This window comes from Bacillus thuringiensis, assembly GCF_001455345.1.
GTDB classification, from domain to species: domain Bacteria; phylum Bacillota; class Bacilli; order Bacillales; family Bacillaceae_G; genus Bacillus_A; species Bacillus_A thuringiensis_N.
Genome location: NZ_CP013274.1, coordinates 5262128 through 5281963 on the forward strand (window position 1 = coordinate 5262128; position 19836 = coordinate 5281963).

Below are 19836 nucleotides of genomic sequence, written 5' to 3' on the forward strand. Positions count from 1 at the left end.
TCATTACCTCCTAACAATATATACTAAAATGGTTACGCAACCTTTCCGTGCTTGCGTCCTTTATTTACTACTTTCAATTCTTTTGTATCTTCTGTTTCTTTTTCATCTTTTCCTAAAATAAATTGTGCAAATAATCCTGTTACAGCGAGTAAAATAATTGTTGCGACAACAATTACAGTTAAGATTTGTACAAAATATTGTCCCATTACACCAAGAGAATTAATAACTGAAATACCTGATGGGACGAAGAGAAATCCGATAATACCGGTTAAAGCTGTTCCAAGTGATTCAACTTGCTCCAATTTAATTACTTTTAAACATAATAGACTAAATAAAATGACTAACCCGATTACCGATGAAGGCATCGGAATTGGTAAATGTGTTGCAATAATATTAGAAATTAACATAATAGCTGAGAATATGAATGCTTGTGATAAGAAACTATATACCTTTTTCGTACTCATTTTGGCCACCTCTTTCGATTTGGTACCTTTATTGTATAGGATATAAATGACTGAGTAAGCGTTTACATAGCGGAACGTCAAATATACAGAATCAGTTGCAAATATAAAAGGATGAAATACAAAAGCTGCTTCTTAAATACGAAGCAGCTTCTTGAGTTCTTTAGCATATGTACGGCTAACAGGTACTTTTGATCCTTCTTTCATGATTAAATTGTAAGTAGAATTGAACCATGGCTGAATTTCAGTAATATGATTAATATTTGCAATAAAGCTACGATGGACACGCATAAAACTTGCCTGTGGCAACTTCTTCTCCAAAATCACAAGTGTATCGTGTGTTACATACGTTTCCCTCATTGTTTTTACTGTCACTTTCCCATCTACAAGTCCTACATATACAATATCTTCAATATTCACAAGTACGATTGATTCTTCAATTGGTAATGCTAATTTATGCATCTCTGCTGTTACATCTGTCCCCTTTATTTCGTGCTTCGTTTCTATTTGCGCTTGTTTTTGTTTTTTATACTTCTTTAATGTCTGCACAATACGCTCTTCATCAAATGGTTTTAAAATGTAGTCTAACGCATCTACTTCAAATGCTTGCAGCGCATATTGATCATAGGCAGTAGCAAATACAATTGCAGGTGGATTTTTCATCTTCTTTAATATATTCGCAATTTCAAATCCGTTATCATCGGATAGCTGAATATCTAGAAACACAATATCTGGTTTATTTTTCATCAACTCTTCTAATGCGTCTTCTACACAATCAGCCTCACCTATTATCTCAACTTCTTTCGTTCTCTCTAATAGATACTTTAGTTCATCACGTGCTAACATTTCATCGTCAACTACTAATACTTTTAACAACCTGCTCTTCCTCCCCTATTTTTTTTGGAATAACAAAGGTAATATCCGTCCCCTCATTTAATTCACTTTCGATATGAAGCATCGTTTCTTTCCCAAATAACCCAATAAGACGTTCATTAATATTATATAAAGCTGTTCCAGTCCCTTTCTTTGACGAAACTACCATTCTTCCTAATTGTTCTAAACGTTCTTCCTCAATTCCTTGTCCATTATCTTTTACTTCAAAGTGAACCATACCCTCTTTTTCAAAAACATGCACTTCCACTTCGCATACTGGTTGCTTCTTTGGAAAAGCATGTCGCAATGCATTTTCAACCAATAGTTGAAGAACAAATGGTGGTACTAGGGTTGTCTTTAGCTCATCCTCAATATACATCTTTACTTCATACTTATTGGGGAACCTTGCTTGTTCTAGTGATAGATATGCCTGTACATGGTTTAATTCTTGTTCTAGTGGAATCAATAACTGACGTGCCCCTTGCAAATTACAACGGAAATACACGCTAAGCTGTAATAATAACTTCCTTGCCTTTTCTACATCCGTTCGGCATAAAGCTGATACTGTATTAATCGCATTAAATAAAAAGTGCGGGTTAATTTGTGCTTGTAATGCTTTTATTTCCGCATCTTGCAATAATTTGCTTTGCAACTCAGCTTCACCTAATTCAAGTTGTGTAGAGAATATTTTTGCTAATCCTTCTGCTAATTCCTCTTCCACACGACTTAACTGGTTAGGATTTTTGAAATATAGTTTTAATGTCCCTATCGTATTTCCATGTGAAGTTAGTGGAATAACGATGGCCGCTTGCAAAGGACAGCCTTCGTGTTGACAATTAATAACCTCACGTGATTTTGCTTTCATTATTTTCCCTGTATTTAACACTTCTTTCGACAAACCAGTTATTAAACTATGTGAAGGAATATGGTGATCTGATGCTAATCCAACGTGAGCTAATATTTTCTCTGTATCTGTTAAGGATACCGCATCTGTTCCTGTAAAGCGGTGAATAATTTGTGCCACATGCTTACATGACTCTTCTGTTAATCCTTGGCGAAAATACGGTAACGTTTTATCTGCAATACGTAATACCTTATGAGTCTGAAGTGCCTTTGCGTTCTCTTCCTGGCGCAAAATAGCTTGTATCATGGAAAGTAAAATAAAACTTCCAAAACTATTTACAAGGATCATTGGTATCGCAATTGTTTTCACAATACTCATTCCATCCTCTACAATCAATAGGATCATAATCATTTCTAAAGAAACGATAAACACACTTAAAATCGCTGAAAATTTAGGCGTAATTGCACGATTATATTTTTTGAAAATGTATCCAATATACCCCGTTATAACCCCTGCTAAAATTGATGAGATTGCACAACTTAGCGCTGTCGTCCCGCCAAGCATATAACGGTGAATACCAGCAATCGATCCTACTCCAATTCCGACGATAGGACCACCAAGCAATCCACTAATTCCAACACCCATAATACGTGTATTCGCAATTGTACTAGATGACGAAACACCTTGTAGCCAATTTTCATTCATAATTGTATTCCCTGCAATTTCAATTCCCGTGTAATTACTTACAATTGTAAACACTGAAAAAACACAAATAAGCTTAAGCTTATCTACATACCCATCTTGTCTATGAAGAAGGCGCCTGAACGTTTTAATATGAGAAAGTAAAAATCCTAAAATAACAATAAGTCCAACACGTTCAATCATCATAAGTACTAAATTTAGCATCTGTGATTCATTCCTTTTTATATGAGTTAGTTTTATTATGGGAAAATAATGAAGTGGGCGTCAAGGAGAATGAAGTATCTTTTGAAATATTTTACACATAACTATCCCCTCTTTATTTGACAATCTAATAGAAGAGTGCTAAAAATAAAGTACTATAATACAGTCCTTTAACCCAACCCCGTGAGGTTGAGAAGGAAGTCGGAATATACTATACGTATGGTCTTTTTTAGGGATACGTATGCTTTTTTGGCCTTCTCATCATATCAGGTGAGAAGGCCTTTTGTTATTCTTCCATAGCGACTGTAGAACAAAATAAGGAGGAGTAATGATGAACGTCACTACTGATGTACAATCAACAACAGAGGAAACGAAGGAGAAAAGATATAAAACATTGTTTGGTTCTGCGCTAGGATATGCAGCAGAAGGTTTAGATATGTTGCTCCTATCTTTCGTACTCGTCTACATTTTAAAAGAATTTCATTTAAGCCCTGCTGAAGGTGGAAACTTAACTTTAGCTACCACAATAGGAATGCTAATTGGGTCTTATTTATTTGGATTTATTGCTGATTTATTTGGGCGTATCCGTACGATGGCCTTCACGATCTTACTATTCTCACTAGCAACAGCACTTATTTATTTCGCAACAGATTATTGGCAATTATTAATTCTTCGCTTTTTAGTTGGAATGGGAGTTGGTGGTGAATTCGGGATTGGGATGGCCATCGTAACTGAAACATGGTCTAAAGAAATGCGCGCTAAGGCAACATCCGTTGTTGCACTTGGATGGCAATTTGGCGTACTAGTCGCTTCACTCCTTCCAGCATTTATCGTCCCGCATTTTGGATGGAGAGCTGTTTTCTTATTTGGACTCATTCCAGCTTTATTAGCTGTTTACGTTCGCAAAAGTTTAAGTGAACCGAAAATATGGGAACAAAAACAACGATACAAAAAAGAATTGCTACAAAAAGAAGCTGAAGGTAATTTAACAACTACTGAAGTAGAACAACTAAAGCAAATGAAAAAGTTCCCACTTCGAAAGCTATTTGCAAATAAAAAAGTAACAATAACAACTATTGGCCTTATTATTATGTCATTCATCCAGAACTTCGGATATTATGGCATCTTTACATGGATGCCAACTATTTTAGCGAATAAATATAACTACACATTAGCAAAAGCGAGCGGTTGGATGTTCATCTCTACGATCGGCATGCTCATTGGAATTGCAACTTTTGGTATTCTAGCCGATAAAATTGGTCGCCGTAAAACTTTTACAATCTATTATGTCGGTGGTACTATATACTGTCTCATTTACTTCTTCTTATTCACAGATTCAACATTATTGCTATGGGGAAGTGCATTGCTTGGATTCTTTGCAAATGGCATGATGGGAGGATTCGGAGCCATTTTAGCTGAAAACTATCCTGCTGAAGCTCGCTCTACAGCAGAAAACTTTATTTTCGGTACTGGACGTGGTTTAGCTGGCTTTGGACCTGTTATTATCGGATTACTTGCTGCAGGTGGTAATTTAATGGGGGCATTATCTCTTATCTTCATTATCTATCCAATCGGTTTAGTTACGATGCTATTATGTGTCCCAGAGACGAAGGGGAAAGTATTAGAATAGATTAAAACTGTACAAAATGATTGTTCGAGAACTATCCCCCTTCAAGAAAAGTAATTGGATAAATAGTAAAGAGGAAGCATCTCATTTAAGATGCTTCCTCTTTTATTTGTTTATTTATTATTTTGATTTACTAGCCTTCTGAAATAAGAAAGCAGTCTTATCCTCTTCTTTTACAATACCTTGTTTTAGTGCTAATTCCCCTGCGACTTTAGGCGCGAGCCATAGCATTGGGAACAACAGAATTGATACTGGTACAGCTGTTACTACGATGAATGATTGCAATGCATTAATACTTCCTTCACCCATGTATAAAAGAATCGCTGCAACTGCGCCCATAATAAGCGACCAAAAAACTCGCAAACTAATTCTAGGATCTCCATCTCCAGTCACTGCCATTGAAATCGAATACGCCATTGAATCTCCTGTTGTCACTACAAATAAAATTGTTAATAAAAGAAATGCAGGTCCAATAATATTGGAGAGTGGCAGTTGCTCTGTAATTGCAATCATAGCCGCTGGCATACCAGATTCACTTAATGCTGTCGAGATAGAACCAGGATTCATTAACTCATAAAACACACCTGATCCCCCTAGTATAGTAAACCAAAACGTTGTAATAATAGGTGCAATAATTCCAATTGCAACGATGATTTCTCGGATTGTTCTTCCTCTTGAAATACGGCTCACTAAAATTGCCATCATCGGTCCGTATCCAATAAACCATCCCCAGAAAAAGATTGTCCACGACCCTAACCAACCTGTATCACCACGATATGTGCTCATTGGAATAAATTCATTTATATAAAATCCAAACGAAGAAACAAATGAATCAATAATAAATCCACCTGGTCCAAACAGTAATACGAATACCATTAATAAAACTGCTAACCTAACATTTAAATTACTTATAATTTGAATCCCTTTATCAATTCCCGTTACCGCAGATATAGTAGAAACAGCTACTACACAAACAATAATGGCTAATTGAGTAGTAAACACATCAGGAATGTTAAACAATGCTTGTAACCCATAACTTGCTTGTAGTCCTAAAAATCCGATTGGACCAATCGTCCCTGCAGCTACCGCAATAATGGCAAATACATCGATCATTGTTCCAAGCCAACTCTTTCGCAATTTCTCCCCAAAGATAGGATATAAAAGTGTTCGAGGTTTTAACGGCATATCTTTATGATAATGCCCGTACATCATAACTACCGCACTAATTGTACCTAAAATCGTCCAAGCAAGGAAACCCCAGTGCATATAACTTTGTGCTAAAGCAGGCATGACTGCTTCTTGCGTTCCAGCAGATATACCCTCATGTATTGGTGGCACCGTCATCAAATGATACATCGGCTCTGCGGCTGCCCAAAAAACGCCACCTCCGGCAAGTAATGTAGACATAATAATAGCGAGCCATTTTGTCGTACTAATCTCAGGTTTGTCTAATCCCCCAAGTTTAACTCTCCCATATTTTGAAAACGCCATACACATTGCAACAACAAATGTACCAATTAACAAAACCTGCCAAAAGGCACCGAAATATTTAATTGAAGCTGCAAAACTGCTATTAATGGCTCCCTCTACGTAACTTTTATTTAAAATAACTGCAATTACAAATAATACAAGTGAGCCACCACTAATAAGAAATACAGGCCAATCCGTTTTTCGACTCTTCATTCTCATTTACACTTCCTCCTTCCTCAGCAATCTAAAAAAACAACTTTATTATGTTTTATTATTTACATCCAAAACACAATGGTTATATAAGTATAATAATTCATCAATTTTCTACACACTTATGTTGTCCCTAAAAATATGCTAAATCCCTTATTTAAAAGAAAATTTCTATTTCTATTACATAAAAAAGCAAAACAAAAGACCTTATATTTCTATAAGGTCTTCGAAACAGAAATTTGATTATAACATAAGGAACTCCCTGGTTCAAAAAGCGCCTTCCAAAAATAACCGATAGTAAAGGCTTCCATTTGCTACGTAACAGTAATTTAAAAAAATTATATTTTGCAGAAAAAAAACTATACTAAATATCATTTGTGAAAGAAATTCGGCTTCAAAATTTCATTCGGATACGGTCTATGATAAATATGAGTGGTAGCTGGAGATAACGGTGGAATTAACCATACCCAATTGCCCGTTACAACACGACCACAGGCAGCTTCTTGCTTCTCAAATTGTTGAAATTGTTGTGCCGCAGTATGATGGTCAACAATACTAACTCCTTGTTTTTTAAAGGAATATAAAACAGCCACGTTTAATTCAACTAACGCCTTGTCTTTCCATAACGTACCGTTTCTCGATGTATCCAAATCCATCATTTCCGCAACTGCCGGAAGTAAATTATAACGATCATGATCTGCTAAGTTACGTGCCCCAATCTCTGTTCCCATATACCATCCATTAAACGGAGCTGCCGTATAAGAAATACCGCCAATTTCTAAGCGCATATCTGAAATCATTGGAACCCCATACCATTTTGCTCCTAAAGATGAGATTGGGTACTCTGGATGTTCAATCGGTACCTCTTTCACTTCTTTTTTAGGAATTTCTTTATATACGGGTTCTTTTCCATCAACAGAAAACACAAGTGGCAATACATCGAAATTCGTACCTTCTCCTTGCCAGCCAAGTTCCTGACAAAAATCCGTAAACGCAGTGGAATGAGAGTCACCAATCACTCCCATTTCTGTTTTATATCCTGCATACCGAATCAATTGGTGATTATAAATTCGTATATTATTTTCTTCACCTTGATATTGCTTAAAAATTGTAATTGTCGGTTTAACTTTCCCATCGTTCGTTGCATATTTAATATGATGAATTAATGCATTATATACACCTTTCTCATCATTTACTTCACGTGCATCTAATATGTGCATCTTACTCCAAAACAGTCTTCCGATACACCGATTACTATTGCGCCATGCCATTCGCGATCCATGAACAAGTTCTTCAAATGTATGCTCATACGTCCCTGTCTTCTCTATCTCAGCTTGAATTTCTTTCATGCGTTCTTCTATGAATTGTTCTTTATTAAGCTCTTTATAGCAAATCGTAATAAAATGACTCGCTTCCTCTATTAATTGTTTCGTTTTACTCATAAACAATCTCCTTCTATTTCAACAAAACGTTCTACTTTACAGTATAAGCAAAAAGAATAAGAGTCACAAATGAAAGTCGAAGTGTTACTTTTATTGTAATATTTTTCAGAAAATTAAAGAGATTACTATTGACTTGTATAAAAAATAGGTGTATTTTTGACTCAGGTAAATTTTTTTTACCTAGACCAACTTTTAGAAGGAAAGGAGGGAATGTCATGTCTTCATTTCAATTGCCAAAGCTTTCATATGACTATGATGAACTAGAGCCATATATCGATAGCAGCACACTTTCTATTCATCACGGGAAGCACCATGCGACATACGTAAATAATTTGAATGCTGCATTAGAAAACTATTCGGAATTACATAATAAATCTTTAGAAGAGTTACTATGTAATTTAGATACTTTACCAAAAGAAATTGTTACAGCTGTAAGAAATAACGGTGGTGGACATTATTGTCATAGTCTTTTTTGGGAAGTAATGAGCCCACGGGGTGGCGGCGAGCCTAATGGAGACGTTGCAAAAGTAATTGATTATTATTTCAATACCTTTGACAACTTAAAAGATCAACTGTCTAAAGCAGCAATTAGCCGTTTTGGAAGTGGTTATGGATGGCTTGTCCTTGATGGTGAAGAACTTACTGTAATGAGTACATCTAATCAAGATACACCTTTGCAAGAAGGTAAGATTCCATTACTCGTCATTGATGTATGGGAACATGCCTATTATTTAAAGTACCAAAATCGTCGCCCAGAATTTGTTACCAACTGGTGGCATACAGTGAACTGGGACCGGGTAAATGAAAAGTATTTACAAGCAATTCAATCACAAAAACATTAGTCGTGCGTATAAGGTAAGTTTGGTAATGTAAAATTAGTATTGTCGAAATCCTCCAGAATCCCCCGGATTGCCACCGGGGGATTTATGATTATTTCATTGCATGTATGTAATAACGTAATACTTTTTCTATTTCTATTTTCAACTCTCGGAATAGGAAACCTAATTCATTAGCTTTTCCATTATGTAATGTACAATTAGTCACTTCATTATAAGGTGCTACATTGTCTCCTGCTTCTTGAACAAGTACTTTTATTCCCGTAGTTTCTTCTATGAAATGAATAATATCCCGAGCAGAAACTACCCCGTTGCTACAAGCATTAATTGGCCCTTCTATGTCTTTCATCCCGCACCAAACTAAAAATTCCCCTGCTTCTTCTTCATGTATAAACGACAACTTTCCATCTAGATGATTCACTGCGACAGGCTCTTCTCTCACGATATGTTCAACGTAAAATTGTAACCTTTTCGTATAATCGTTTTCTCCAATAACAACCGGAAAACGAACTGCAACAACTGGGAATGTTGCTTGTTGAAATACAACGGCTTCGGCTAATCTCTTTCCTTCACCATAATTGAAGTCATTCCTATCTCCATACGCGATTGCATACTCGTACGGATTGAAGTCTTCTTCCGATAAGCTTAGTGTAGGTTCATAGACGGCCATTGAAGATGTCATAACGTATTTCTTCGTTTTCCCTCGTAACACTTCACATATTATCTTCGCTGCATTCGAGCTATAGCATAAATTATCGTATACAATATCATAACTTTTATCTTCTAGACGCTCTGCTAGTTGTTTTTCATCTTCTCTATCTACAATAAGTCTTTTTACTGCACTTCCAAAAGAATCTTCCGTAATTCCTCTCGTCGCAATCGTTACATCGTGCCCATCTTGCAAAAGCGCTTCTACTAAATGTTTACCAAAAAATCTTGTTCCCCCTAGCACCAATACTTTTTTCAACTTCATCATCCCCTTTTTAATAAATTGTAAAATACTACCTCTCTATTATAAATGCTAACATATAAAAAGCATGGAATTAGTGTAACGATTCCATGCTTTTCTACAGAAAATATATTAACGTACTCGATATTTATAAATACAATAACAGAAGTATAAAATAGAAATTACGGACACATAAACCCATAGTTCATATACGAATCCCTCTCCCCATACTCCCATAAAATAAAAGAGTGAAGGTAACGTCAATGTTACCCATGATTGTACGAAAGCAATCCTTCCAAGATATTGATTGATATTCTTTTTTTGTGTATTTAATACAAAGAATAAATACCAAAGTAATGCCCACATAAACCACGTTAACGCACTAACAACATCATGGAATTGAACAAATGAAACAACCATATAGAATAAAGCAATAATTGCTACCCAAATACAAAACCACCCTAGACCGCTACTATCCATTCCCTTTATAAAGGTAACCCCTACATATAAATAGGTTAATCCAAATAAGAAAGTAGCTGCATATGAATACACTGTCCAATTGCTTTGGTCAGAAATCATGATCAGATAGAACGGAATAATAATTTGTAATGCCCCTACAAATAAATTAAAAACACCCGCACTTTTCATCTCTGCTTTTCCTAATATAACAAGACTATTTAAAAATAAAGCTGCACCCGAAAGTAATAATCCTACGTAACCCATATATCCTCATGTGAAAACCTTACATTTTCACACTGTCCCTCCCCATCTTGTAAAAATTATATTATTCCTTATTCTCCTTCTTACTTACAACTACATACAAAGTTTTTCCGAATATAAGTCAGACTTCCTACCTTAAAAAACAATAAAAAAATCCTTTCGATACATGTCATATAGTAATCATGCCCATCGAAATGTATCACATAATAAAAACGCTTTCAATAATACGTAATTCAATCAAAAAGCTAATGATTATTTGATTATAAACGCACTTTACCAATGATACAAGTATGGAATATTATTCAATATTACGCTTTTTATTTCTATAAAAAATTAATAGAATGATACACTTTCCCTATTTCATTCTATCAATCATCTGCATAGAATATTGTACAATCATATTAAATTAGAAAGGTCTGATATTTATGCCTCTTCATTATCCACATCAAGCTGTTATTCATTCAACAGGTGTATTAACAAGAGAGCCTGCAACAGTTTCAGCAGTAATAAACATTGTAAATTTAGATGCATATTATGCACACCATATAAATATAGAGGTTTGGGATTGGTCTAACTATTCTAGTCCTGTAAAATTACCTGTACTCATTGGTGGAGATACAGTTGTAGAATTTCCATACCTTTTACAAGGCAACAATCTAGCAGTATTTTATGCTAATTTAGATGAAGCTATTAATTTGTATGAAATTCGTATTTCTTATCCTACTCACTCCAATATTATTGCAAATTGTTTCGGACGAAGCGTACCGCCTTATACAAGCCAAGAAGGTAATACGGTGTATCATAAACAACTTGTTCGCATTCATTAATAGTTCTTTCCAGTATCTAAAAGTGATATAGAACAAATTGCTGTTCAAACGCTATGATCAGTAATATGTTCCCTTTCCTAAAGCGAACATATTACCGATTTCAAGCAACATAATAAAGATTACAATTTATTGTATACATAAAAGAATAAGCGAATACTTTACTAACTATCTTAAATCATCTGATATCCATTTTTATTATTTACTTGCCATCTCCAAGAATCTACACACATCTCTTCTAACCCATATTCCGCTTCCCATCCTAATTCTCGTTTCGCTTTAGATACATCAGCAAAACAGATTGCTACATCACCAGGACGACGTCCTATCACTTTATAAGGTATCTTTTTACCCGAAATCTTCTCAAAAGCCTTTACCATCTCCAATACACTATACCCTTTACCTGTGCCAAGATTATACGCTTCGATTCCTTTCGTCTTAAGTACTTTCTCAAGTGCCTTTACATGTCCTTTTGCAAGGTCAACAACGTGGATATAATCACGGACACCCGTCCCATCTTTCGTTGGATAATCGTTTCCGAATATATTTAGCTCTTTTAACTTACCTATGGCTACCTGCGTTACATATGGCATTAAATTATTCGGAATCCCATTTGGATCTTCACCAATACGGCCACTTTGATGTGCTCCAAATGGATTAAAATAACGAAGTAACGCAATACTCCATTCATCATCAGCTTTTGCTACATCACGCATAATTTGCTCAATCATTAATTTTGTTTGTCCATACGGATTTGTCACACTCAGCGGAAATTCTTCTGTAATTGGTGATGTTTTTGGAATTCCATATACAGTTGCAGATGAACTAAAAATAAAATTTTTAACATTATGTGTCTGCATCACATCACATAGTATGATTGTGCTTATTATATTATTATAATAATATGTAAGCGGAATTGCAGTCGATTCCCCCACTGCTTTGAATCCAGCAAAATGTATAACTGCTTCAATGTTATTTTCCAAAAAAATCTCATTCATTTTTTCACGATTTAAAACACTTTCTTTATAAAATTCAAATTGTTTTCCTGTTATTTCTTTTACTCGGTTTAAGGACTCGATTGAACTATTTGAAAGATTATCTACAACTATAATTTTATAATTATTATTTAATAATTCTATACATGTATGACTACCAATATATCCTGCTCCACCCGTTATAAGTATCGCCATATATATAGTCCCCCACTAATTATTAATTATAAAATTTTATAACCTCAATACACATATATCCTACCATAAAAAGACTGATAATTCTAAAAATTATTTTCGATTATTATTTATATAAAAAAGAGCCACATAACCTTTACGTTATGCAACTCTTCAACATACATATGTGTCTATATCTTTTTTTATTAATCAAGAAAAATAAAAATCAATCGGAAATTTTATATTGTTAAATTACATAGCAATATACACTTAAAAAGTGGGCAAGGCTTCCCAATAACACGAAAACGTGAAAAATTTCATGATGCCCCAAATGGTTAAACTCTAACCATTTTGGCTTTGTTCCATAAATAAATCCACCAATTGTATAAAAAATACCTCCAAGCACTAGGAGCACCATACCTCCTGTACTTAAGTTAGCAGCTAACGGCGCAAAGAACAGAACAATTAACCAGCCCATTGTAATATAAATTGCTGTTGATAACCATCTCGGGCAATTGAACCAAAACATTTTAAAAACAATACCACAAACGGCAGTTGCGTAAACTAAACAAAATAATAATAAACCGTGTGCGGAATGTAATGTAATTAAACAAAATGGTGCATATGTACCTGCAATCAATATAAAAATCATAGAGTGATCAAGCTTCCTAAAGAAATAAATAACACGTTCACTGGCTACAACACTATGATATACAGCTGATGCCGTATACAGAACCATCATTCCGATGCCAAACAAAATAACAGCTGTAATTGCCGCAAAAGATGGCATCTTAATAGAAACTTTTACAAGCATAGCTAGTAACGCAATAAATGATAATACAGCTCCTCCCAAATGGGTAAAAGCATTAACCGGTTCTCTTATATAAGCATTCATATAAACACCCCTCATATAATTACATGTAGTTTTAATAACTATATGTAATTATATACACATTATTATTAGAGGTCAACATTTACAATTCATTTGTTTCGTAATACCATATTTAGAGATAAACTAAACATTATGCTCCACTAAGTTATAAAAGTGAGGGGTTCTACGTGGAAAATATAAATAAATTGCTTGAAACATTACATTTAGAAAAAAATATTACACTGGAAGACATTCCAAATGTCGATTTGTATGTAGACCAGGTTGTCCAACTATTTGAAAACACTTATACGGATACAACAAGAACCGATGATGAAAAGGTATTAACAAAAACAATGATTAACAATTATGCAAAAGGTAAATTGTTTATTCCAATCAAAAATAAAAAATACTCAAAAGAGCATATGATTTTAATCAGTTTAATTTATCAATTAAAAGGGGCTCTTTCCATTAATGACATAAAAAGTTCCTTAGAACATATAAATGAATCCTTATTAAGCGATGATTCATTCGAATTAAATACGCTATATAAAGATTATCTTACTCTTACCGAAAACAACGTCGAAAGCTTTAAACAAGATGTAAATAACCGTGTTTCAGAAGTAAGTGAGATTTCTTCCTTAGAAGATCCAAAACTAGAAAAGTTTCTATTACTAAACTCCTTAGTGAACATGAGTAATATGTATAGACGTTTAGCAGAGAAGTTAGTCGATGATTTAAAAGGATCTTAAACAAAAAAAACTATCCACCTATTAAAGTGGATAGTTTTTTTGTTTACTTATTTGCCTCATGAACTTTCAATTGCTTACCTTTTATCGTTGTATTTCTCATAACCTTTAAAACAAGTGGTCCTTTTCCATTTAATATTTCAACATAAGAAACATTATCTTGTATTGTAATAATGCCTATATCTTCAGCGGAAACACCTTGAATTTTAGCAATTGTACCGACGAAATCCACCGCTCTAATTTTCTTTTTCTTTCCGCCATTAAAGTATAATTTCATAATTCCTTTATTTATATCCGCATTCTTATCCTTCTTGATCATTGGTTTAGCGTGTATTTTTTCTTCAAATGCAGCTTTTCCTTTTATAACTTCTTCTTTTGAAGGTGCGTGTGCCTTCGGAATTGCAAAACCGATGTACGCCTCAATCTCCTCTAAAAATCGATCTTCATAAGGCGTTATAAATGTAATGGCTTTTCCGCTATGACCAGCTCGTCCTGTTCTTCCTGTACGGTGTACATAGCTTTCTTTCTCTAATGGAATATCATAATTAATAACATGTGTAATATTATCAATATCAATTCCTCTCGCAGCTACATCCGTTGCTACTAAATAACGGAACTTCCCTTTTCTAAAATCATCCATCACTTCAAAACGATCTTCCTGTACCATACCACCGTGTATTTTGTCACAAGGATAATTAACTCGTTTTAGCTGTCTATATACATGGTCTACGTTTTCTTGTGTACGACAGAAAATAATGCAACTGTCTGGATTTTCAATCGTGGTTACATCCTTAAGAAGTGAAAGTTTCTCTTCTTCTCTTACTTCAAAAAGGGTATGTTCAATTTTATCTGTTGTAATCCCAGCCGCCTTAATTTCAATATGAGTTGGTGCATTCATATATGTACGGGATAACCTTTCAACATCTTCCGGTAAGGTTGCTGAAAATAGCATTGTCATTCTTTTTGTAGGTAATTCATCAATAATTGCCTCTACTTGATCGATAAAGCCCATGTTTAGCATTTCATCTGCTTCATCAATCACTAAATATTTTAACCGCTCTAAAGAAAGGGTCCCTTTTTCAATATGATCCAATACACGTCCTGGAGTCCCTACTACAATATGCGTCTTTTGCTTTAACTCTAATTTTTGACGTGCAAATGGGGATTTTCCATAAATTGCTGCAGCTTTAACTCTCTTGAATCGCCCTATATTCGTAATATCTTCTTTTACTTGAACAGCAAGTTCCCTCGTTGGTGTTAAAACTAACGCTTGTGGTTTATTCTCTTCCCACTCTACCATTTCACAAAGTGGTATACCGAATGAAGCCGTTTTTCCACTTCCCGTTTGCGACTTTACAACAAGATCCTTCTTTTGCAATGCAACTGGGATAACCTCTCCTTGCACTTCTGTTGGATGCTCATATCCTAAACCAGTAAGTGCTCGTCTTATCTCTTTACTTAATGCATAATTACTAAAACTTTTTTTACTCATATATTAACCTCATTTGATTTTATATTTAACCTATTATGTTCTTCATACCTCACTTTAGACTATAGTAAGATACTATATTAATCCACTGTTTTTAATTCGTTTAAACTTAAATTTATCTAAGTATAATTTTAAAATAGTAAAGGGCAGCCTTAATAATAAGTCTGCCCTATCTATACCATATTCATTTTTTACGGAACTAGTTTTTTCACAACTGGTATTCTTTGCAATACTAACGTAATTACCATACTAAGAACAATTGTAATCGTTACATTAATAGGTATCGCCAATATTGCATGCACACGCTCATTCACCTTAGGGAAAACCATGTACAACAAGTTATTTAATAAGAAGAAGTGAAGAATATAGATTCCAAGGCTTGCTTGATTTATAAAACGGAATAACAATGGTAATTCTCGTTCTGATTTTTGGAATGCATATTTAAAAAATATAAATAATCCAATCGCCATTAGTACGACACCTGGCGCAAAATATCCATACCAAAACTGCTCTAACTGCCCATTTGCTTTTACTGTATAGTAATACGTAATAAAGAATGTACTAATAAATCCTACGAATCCTCCAATGTAAGAAATATTTCTCCATTTTTTTGAAATATCAAAATTAGATAGATAATAACCAAGTAAGAAATACCCTACATAATTTGTAACGTAAAATAATTCAATATTAAAGTTGATAGGATAATAATATTTAACTAAATTGACTACAACAGACGCATATAGCCATAAAATTAAAAAGTATTCTATCTCTCTTTTTTTAGCGTTCTTCACAAAGATTTTCAGTAGCGGTGTAATTAAATATATCCCTACAATCATGTATAAGAACCATAAATGTCCCCCAATAGTATCCGTTAAAAAGTGCTTTACCCCTTGCTTTAAAGATGCTGGAAAATACCCTGCATAGGCTCCATATGCATAAAATATAGCGCTCCAAGCTACAAAAGGTATAATCACTTTACTTGCGCGCTTCTGTAAAAATTCCCCGACTAAAATATCTTTTGTCCCTTTTAACAATAAAGCCCCACTAATCATTACAAAAATCGGAACACTCGCACGTGAAATCGATTCAAATAAATTACCAGCCATCCAGCGTGAAGCATTATTTGCATCTAAAACAGAAACATAACCAGCAGAAACGTGAATTGTAACAACTGCGATTGTCGCTAATACTCGTAACCAATCCATATATACTAGACGTTTCATTAGTACCCCTCCTAAAATCCCCTCTTTAACTTTTATTTTCCAAACATAATTTTACATCAAATGATACTATGTTTAAACACATTTTCATTACATGAACTTACAAAATACGTAGCTAAAATTTAATTTTAAAATATAAACATGAAAACCTTTGACTTATGAGTGAAAATAATGTAAATTATCTTTTGGACGAACATTTTTAAACAAACTTAATAAAATATTCGTATTTTAGGGGTGTAAATGATGGAAAACGTATTCGACTATGAAGATATTCAATTAATTCCTGCAAAATGCATTGTAAATAGCCGCTCTGAATGTGATACAACTGTCACTTTAGGAAAACATAAATTTAAATTACCTGTCGTACCTGCAAACATGCAAACGATTATTGATGAAAGAATTGCAACTTATTTAGCTGAAAATAATTACTTCTATATCATGCATCGTTTCCAACCAGAGAAACGAATCTCATTCATTAGAGATATGCAATCACGTGGATTAATCGCTTCTATTAGCGTTGGTGTAAAAGAGGACGAGTATGAATTCGTACAACAATTAGCTGCTGAGCACCTTACGCCTGAATACATCACGATTGATATCGCGCATGGACATTCTAATGCTGTAATCAACATGATTCAACATATTAAAAAGCATTTACCAGAAAGCTTCGTTATCGCTGGAAACGTTGGAACTCCAGAAGCGGTAAGAGAATTAGAAAACGCTGGTGCTGACGCAACAAAAGTTGGTATTGGACCTGGTAAAGTTTGTATTACTAAAATTAAAACAGGCTTTGGAACTGGCGGTTGGCAACTAGCTGCACTTCGCTGGTGTGCAAAAGCTGCAAGTAAGCCAATTATCGCTGACGGTGGTATTCGTACACACGGCGATGTAGCTAAATCTATTCGATTTGGGGCGACTATGGTTATGATCGGTTCTCTATTCGCTGGTCACGAAGAGTCTCCAGGGGAAACAATCGAAAAAGACGGCAAACTTTATAAAGAGTACTTCGGTTCAGCTTCTGAATTCCAAAAGGGGGAGAAGAAAAACGTTGAAGGTAAGAAAATGTTCGTTGAGCATAAAGGTTCTTTAGAAGACACTTTAATCGAAATGGAACAAGATCTTCAATCTTCTATCTCTTACGCTGGTGGAACAAAATTAGACTCAATTCGTACTGTGGATTATGTAGTTGTGAAAAACTCTATTTTCAACGGTGATAAAGTATATTAATTTTAAAATTTAACTCGAAGGACAAGTATTTTTATACTTGTCCTTCTTTTCATATATAAAAATGTTAAATATTTTTATTTTACTGAATTTTCTAGTATCATGTTTTTAGATACTTATAATAAGGGGGATATAATAAATGAAAGATGTAATTGAAAAACGCCATATTCGTGCAGAAGTTCCTACTGAACTAACATGGGACCTCTCTGATTTATACGAATCTGATAAAGAGTGGGAAACTGCATTACGTGTATTAACAGATGATATAAAAAAACTTGATGCGTTTAAAGGGCAATTACACAATAGCCCCACTACATTATTACATTGCCTACTTTTAGAAGAAGAGCTTTTAATGAAGTTAACAAAACTATACTCCTATGCAAATTTAAAAGAATCTACTGATCGTACAAATCCAGTTATTCAAGCAAACTCTTCCAAAATTGCTGCTTTATGGACGAAAGTACATACTGCACTATCCTTTATTCACAATGAAATCCTCTCATTCGATGAAGGCACAATTGAAAAATATTTAACTGAAGAAACAAAACTTGAACCTTTCCGTAAATCATTACTAGACATACTGCAAAAAAGGCCGCACACGCTCTCTCCTGAAACAGAAGAGGTTCTTGCTGCGCTTGGCGAAGTACATAGTTCTCCATACAAAATTTACGGTATGACTAAATTAGCCGATATGGATTTTACCTCCATACAAGACGAACAAGGAAAGGAACTCCCTGTCTCATTTTCATTATTTGAGAGCAAATATGAGTTTTCTCCAAGCGTAGACATACGTAGAAAAGCATACTCATCATTTATTTCCACCTTGAAACGATATAAAAATACAGTGGCAACAACATATGCGACTGAAGTAAAAAAACAAGTAACACTTTCTCGTTTACGCAAATTTGAATCTGTTACTCATATGCTTTTAGAACCACAAAAAGTCCCACTTGAAATGTATAACAATCAACTTGATATTATTTATAAAGAATTAGCGCCTCATATGCGCCGTTTTGCAGATTTAAAAAAGAGAGTATTAGGACTCGATCAAATGCTGTTCTGCGACTTGCATGCACCTTTAGATCCCGAATTTAATCCGACAATTACTTACGAAGAAGCTGGAAAACTTATTCAAGACTCTTTACAAGTACTCGGCAATGAATATAGTTCCATTATCGAAAAAGGATTCAAAGAAAGATGGGTCGATCTTGCAGATAACGTAGGCAAATCAACTGGAGCATTTTGTTCAAGCCCATATGGTTCCCATCCATACATTTTAATTACATGGCAAAATACGATGCGTGGATGCTTCACATTAGCCCATGAATTTGGGCATGCTGGTCATTTTTATTTAGCAAATAAAAACCAGCGTATTATGAATGTACGTCCATCTATGTACTTTGTTGAAGCACCATCTACAATGAATGAATTATTATTAGCCCAGCATTTATTAGCGACTACTGACGATAAGAGAATGCACAGATGGGTAATTCTGCAACTACTCGGCACATATTATCACAACTTTGTTACTCACTTACTTGAGGGAGAATACCAAAGAAGAGTGTACACGCTAGCAGAAGAAGGAGAAGCACTTACAGCCACAACTTTAACTGAAATAAAAACAAATGTACTTTCGACATTCTGGGGTGATTCTGTAGAAATTGACGAAGGCGCTGGCTTAACTTGGATGCGTCAACCTCATTATTATATGGGCTTATATTCTTACACCTATTCCGCAGGCCTCACTGCATCTACTGCCGTAGCTCAAATGATAAAAGAGGAAGGTCAATCTGCCGTTGATCGCTGGTTAGATGTACTTCGCGCTGGTGGTACGATGAAACCACTTGAATTAATGAAACACGCCGGAGTAGATATGTCAAAACCAGATGCAATCCGCAGGGCTGTTTCTTACGTCGGTTCCTTAATCGATGAATTAGAGCGCTCTTATCAAGAATAAAAAA

The 19836-nt window shown here is 34.6% G+C and carries 17 protein-coding genes; 6 read left to right on the forward strand and 11 right to left on the reverse strand.

From position 1 onward, the window contains the following. Window positions 1-32: 32 nt before the first annotated feature. From lrgA to lytS, 3 genes are all read right to left on the reverse strand, one after another. The gene (lrgA, locus tag ATN06_RS27545) at window positions 33-464 is read right to left on the reverse strand and encodes an antiholin-like murein hydrolase modulator LrgA (RefSeq protein WP_060633042.1); all 432 of its coding nucleotides are present in this window, start codon (window positions 462-464) and stop codon (window positions 33-35) included. 132 nt (window positions 465-596) lie between these two features. Beyond that, window positions 597-1337: a LytR/AlgR family response regulator transcription factor gene (locus ATN06_RS27550; protein WP_060633043.1), complete on the reverse strand. Its 741-nt coding sequence runs from the start codon at window positions 1335-1337 to the stop codon at window positions 597-599. Then, window positions 1315-3084 (reverse strand): two-component system sensor histidine kinase LytS, encoded by a 1770-nt coding sequence (gene lytS, locus ATN06_RS27555; protein ID WP_060633044.1) that lies wholly within the window; start codon window positions 3082-3084, stop codon window positions 1315-1317. Before lytS ends, ATN06_RS27550 begins: the two co-directional genes overlap by 23 nt. Before the next feature lie 328 nt (window positions 3085-3412). Between lytS and ATN06_RS27560 the strand changes: the two genes are divergently transcribed. Further along, complete coding sequence (locus ATN06_RS27560; protein WP_060633045.1) at window positions 3413-4711, forward strand: MFS transporter; 1299 nt, start codon at window positions 3413-3415, stop codon at window positions 4709-4711. 117 nt (window positions 4712-4828) lie between these two features. Here ATN06_RS27560 and ATN06_RS27565 read toward each other — a convergent pair whose 3' ends face one another. Both ATN06_RS27565 and ATN06_RS27570 read right to left on the reverse strand, forming a co-directional pair. Then, window positions 4829-6397 (reverse strand): BCCT family transporter, encoded by a 1569-nt coding sequence (locus ATN06_RS27565; protein ID WP_060633046.1) that lies wholly within the window; start codon window positions 6395-6397, stop codon window positions 4829-4831. Between the two features lie 362 nt (window positions 6398-6759). After that, the gene (locus ATN06_RS27570; RefSeq protein WP_060633047.1) at window positions 6760-7830 is read right to left on the reverse strand and encodes a nitric oxide synthase oxygenase; all 1071 of its coding nucleotides are present in this window, start codon (window positions 7828-7830) and stop codon (window positions 6760-6762) included. A 215-nt stretch (window positions 7831-8045) separates the two neighbouring features. On the opposite strand from ATN06_RS27570, the gene sodA reads away from it, so the two are divergent. Continuing rightward, a complete protein-coding gene (sodA, locus tag ATN06_RS27575; protein ID WP_060633048.1) occupies window positions 8046-8672 on the forward strand; it encodes a superoxide dismutase [Mn] in 627 nt (208 codons plus the stop codon). 88 nt (window positions 8673-8760) lie between these two features. Here sodA and ATN06_RS27580 read toward each other — a convergent pair whose 3' ends face one another. Both ATN06_RS27580 and ATN06_RS27585 read right to left on the reverse strand, forming a co-directional pair. After that, window positions 8761-9642, reverse strand: coding sequence for an NAD-dependent epimerase/dehydratase family protein (locus ATN06_RS27580; protein ID WP_060633049.1), 882 nt, complete (start codon window positions 9640-9642; stop codon window positions 8761-8763). Between the two features lie 105 nt (window positions 9643-9747). Continuing rightward, complete coding sequence (locus ATN06_RS27585) at window positions 9748-10338, reverse strand: AmiS/UreI family transporter (protein ID WP_060633050.1); 591 nt, start codon at window positions 10336-10338, stop codon at window positions 9748-9750. A 422-nt stretch (window positions 10339-10760) separates the two neighbouring features. On the opposite strand from ATN06_RS27585, the gene ATN06_RS27590 reads away from it, so the two are divergent. Further along, complete coding sequence (locus ATN06_RS27590; protein WP_060633051.1) at window positions 10761-11162, forward strand: hypothetical protein; 402 nt, start codon at window positions 10761-10763, stop codon at window positions 11160-11162. A 170-nt stretch (window positions 11163-11332) separates the two neighbouring features. On the opposite strand, the gene galE is transcribed toward ATN06_RS27590, so the two are convergent. Both galE and trhA read right to left on the reverse strand, forming a co-directional pair. After that, window positions 11333-12349, reverse strand: a complete 1017-nt coding sequence (gene galE, locus ATN06_RS27595; RefSeq protein ID WP_060633052.1) for a UDP-glucose 4-epimerase GalE — start codon at window positions 12347-12349, stop codon at window positions 11333-11335. A 223-nt stretch (window positions 12350-12572) separates the two neighbouring features. Beyond that, the gene (trhA, locus tag ATN06_RS27600; protein WP_060633053.1) at window positions 12573-13220 is read right to left on the reverse strand and encodes a PAQR family membrane homeostasis protein TrhA; all 648 of its coding nucleotides are present in this window, start codon (window positions 13218-13220) and stop codon (window positions 12573-12575) included. 164 nt (window positions 13221-13384) lie between these two features. On the opposite strand from trhA, the gene ATN06_RS27605 reads away from it, so the two are divergent. Then, window positions 13385-13945 (forward strand): DUF1836 domain-containing protein, encoded by a 561-nt coding sequence (locus ATN06_RS27605; RefSeq protein WP_060633054.1) that lies wholly within the window; start codon window positions 13385-13387, stop codon window positions 13943-13945. A gap of 43 nt (window positions 13946-13988) precedes the next feature. Here the strand turns inward: ATN06_RS27605 and dbpA are convergent, their stop codons facing one another. Beyond that, window positions 13989-15434: an ATP-dependent RNA helicase DbpA gene (dbpA, locus tag ATN06_RS27610; protein WP_060633055.1), complete on the reverse strand. Its 1446-nt coding sequence runs from the start codon at window positions 15432-15434 to the stop codon at window positions 13989-13991. 188 nt (window positions 15435-15622) lie between these two features. Further along, window positions 15623-16654, reverse strand: coding sequence for an acyltransferase (locus tag ATN06_RS27615; protein WP_060633056.1), 1032 nt, complete (start codon window positions 16652-16654; stop codon window positions 15623-15625). A gap of 240 nt (window positions 16655-16894) precedes the next feature. On the opposite strand from ATN06_RS27615, the gene guaC reads away from it, so the two are divergent. Both guaC and pepF read left to right on the forward strand, forming a co-directional pair. Beyond that, complete coding sequence (gene guaC, locus ATN06_RS27620; RefSeq protein WP_000432434.1) at window positions 16895-17878, forward strand: GMP reductase; 984 nt, start codon at window positions 16895-16897, stop codon at window positions 17876-17878. A 136-nt stretch (window positions 17879-18014) separates the two neighbouring features. Further along, on the forward strand, window positions 18015-19832 hold the full coding sequence (gene pepF / locus ATN06_RS27625; RefSeq protein WP_060633057.1) for an oligoendopeptidase F: 1818 nt from the start codon (window positions 18015-18017) through the stop codon (window positions 19830-19832). The last annotated feature ends 4 nt before the right edge of the window (window positions 19833-19836 follow it).

What these genes read in the sequence shown, in the direction of transcription:
- dbpA (WP_060633055.1), bottom strand. Translation starts at nt 15,434, where the DNA reads ATGAGTAAAAAAAGTTTTAGTAATTATGCATTAAGTAAAGAGATAAGA.
- ATN06_RS27615 (WP_060633056.1), bottom strand. Translation starts at nt 16,654, where the DNA reads ATGAAACGTCTAGTATATATGGATTGGTTACGAGTATTAGCGACAATC.
- ATN06_RS27590 (WP_060633051.1), top strand. Translation starts at nt 10,761, where the DNA reads ATGCCTCTTCATTATCCACATCAAGCTGTTATTCATTCAACAGGTGTA.
- lytS (WP_060633044.1), bottom strand. Translation starts at nt 3,084, where the DNA reads ATGCTAAATTTAGTACTTATGATGATTGAACGTGTTGGACTTATTGTT.
- trhA (WP_060633053.1), bottom strand. Translation starts at nt 13,220, where the DNA reads ATGAATGCTTATATAAGAGAACCGGTTAATGCTTTTACCCATTTGGGA.
- ATN06_RS27570 (WP_060633047.1), bottom strand. Translation starts at nt 7,830, where the DNA reads ATGAGTAAAACGAAACAATTAATAGAGGAAGCGAGTCATTTTATTACG.
- ATN06_RS27585 (WP_060633050.1), bottom strand. Translation starts at nt 10,338, where the DNA reads ATGGGTTACGTAGGATTATTACTTTCGGGTGCAGCTTTATTTTTAAAT.
- lrgA (WP_060633042.1), bottom strand. Translation starts at nt 464, where the DNA reads ATGAGTACGAAAAAGGTATATAGTTTCTTATCACAAGCATTCATATTC.
- ATN06_RS27560 (WP_060633045.1), top strand. Translation starts at nt 3,413, where the DNA reads ATGAACGTCACTACTGATGTACAATCAACAACAGAGGAAACGAAGGAG.
- ATN06_RS27565 (WP_060633046.1), bottom strand. Translation starts at nt 6,397, where the DNA reads ATGAGAATGAAGAGTCGAAAAACGGATTGGCCTGTATTTCTTATTAGT.
- sodA (WP_060633048.1), top strand. Translation starts at nt 8,046, where the DNA reads ATGTCTTCATTTCAATTGCCAAAGCTTTCATATGACTATGATGAACTA.
- pepF (WP_060633057.1), top strand. Translation starts at nt 18,015, where the DNA reads ATGAAAGATGTAATTGAAAAACGCCATATTCGTGCAGAAGTTCCTACT.
- guaC (WP_000432434.1), top strand. Translation starts at nt 16,895, where the DNA reads ATGGAAAACGTATTCGACTATGAAGATATTCAATTAATTCCTGCAAAA.
- galE (WP_060633052.1), bottom strand. Translation starts at nt 12,349, where the DNA reads ATGGCGATACTTATAACGGGTGGAGCAGGATATATTGGTAGTCATACA.
- ATN06_RS27580 (WP_060633049.1), bottom strand. Translation starts at nt 9,642, where the DNA reads ATGATGAAGTTGAAAAAAGTATTGGTGCTAGGGGGAACAAGATTTTTT.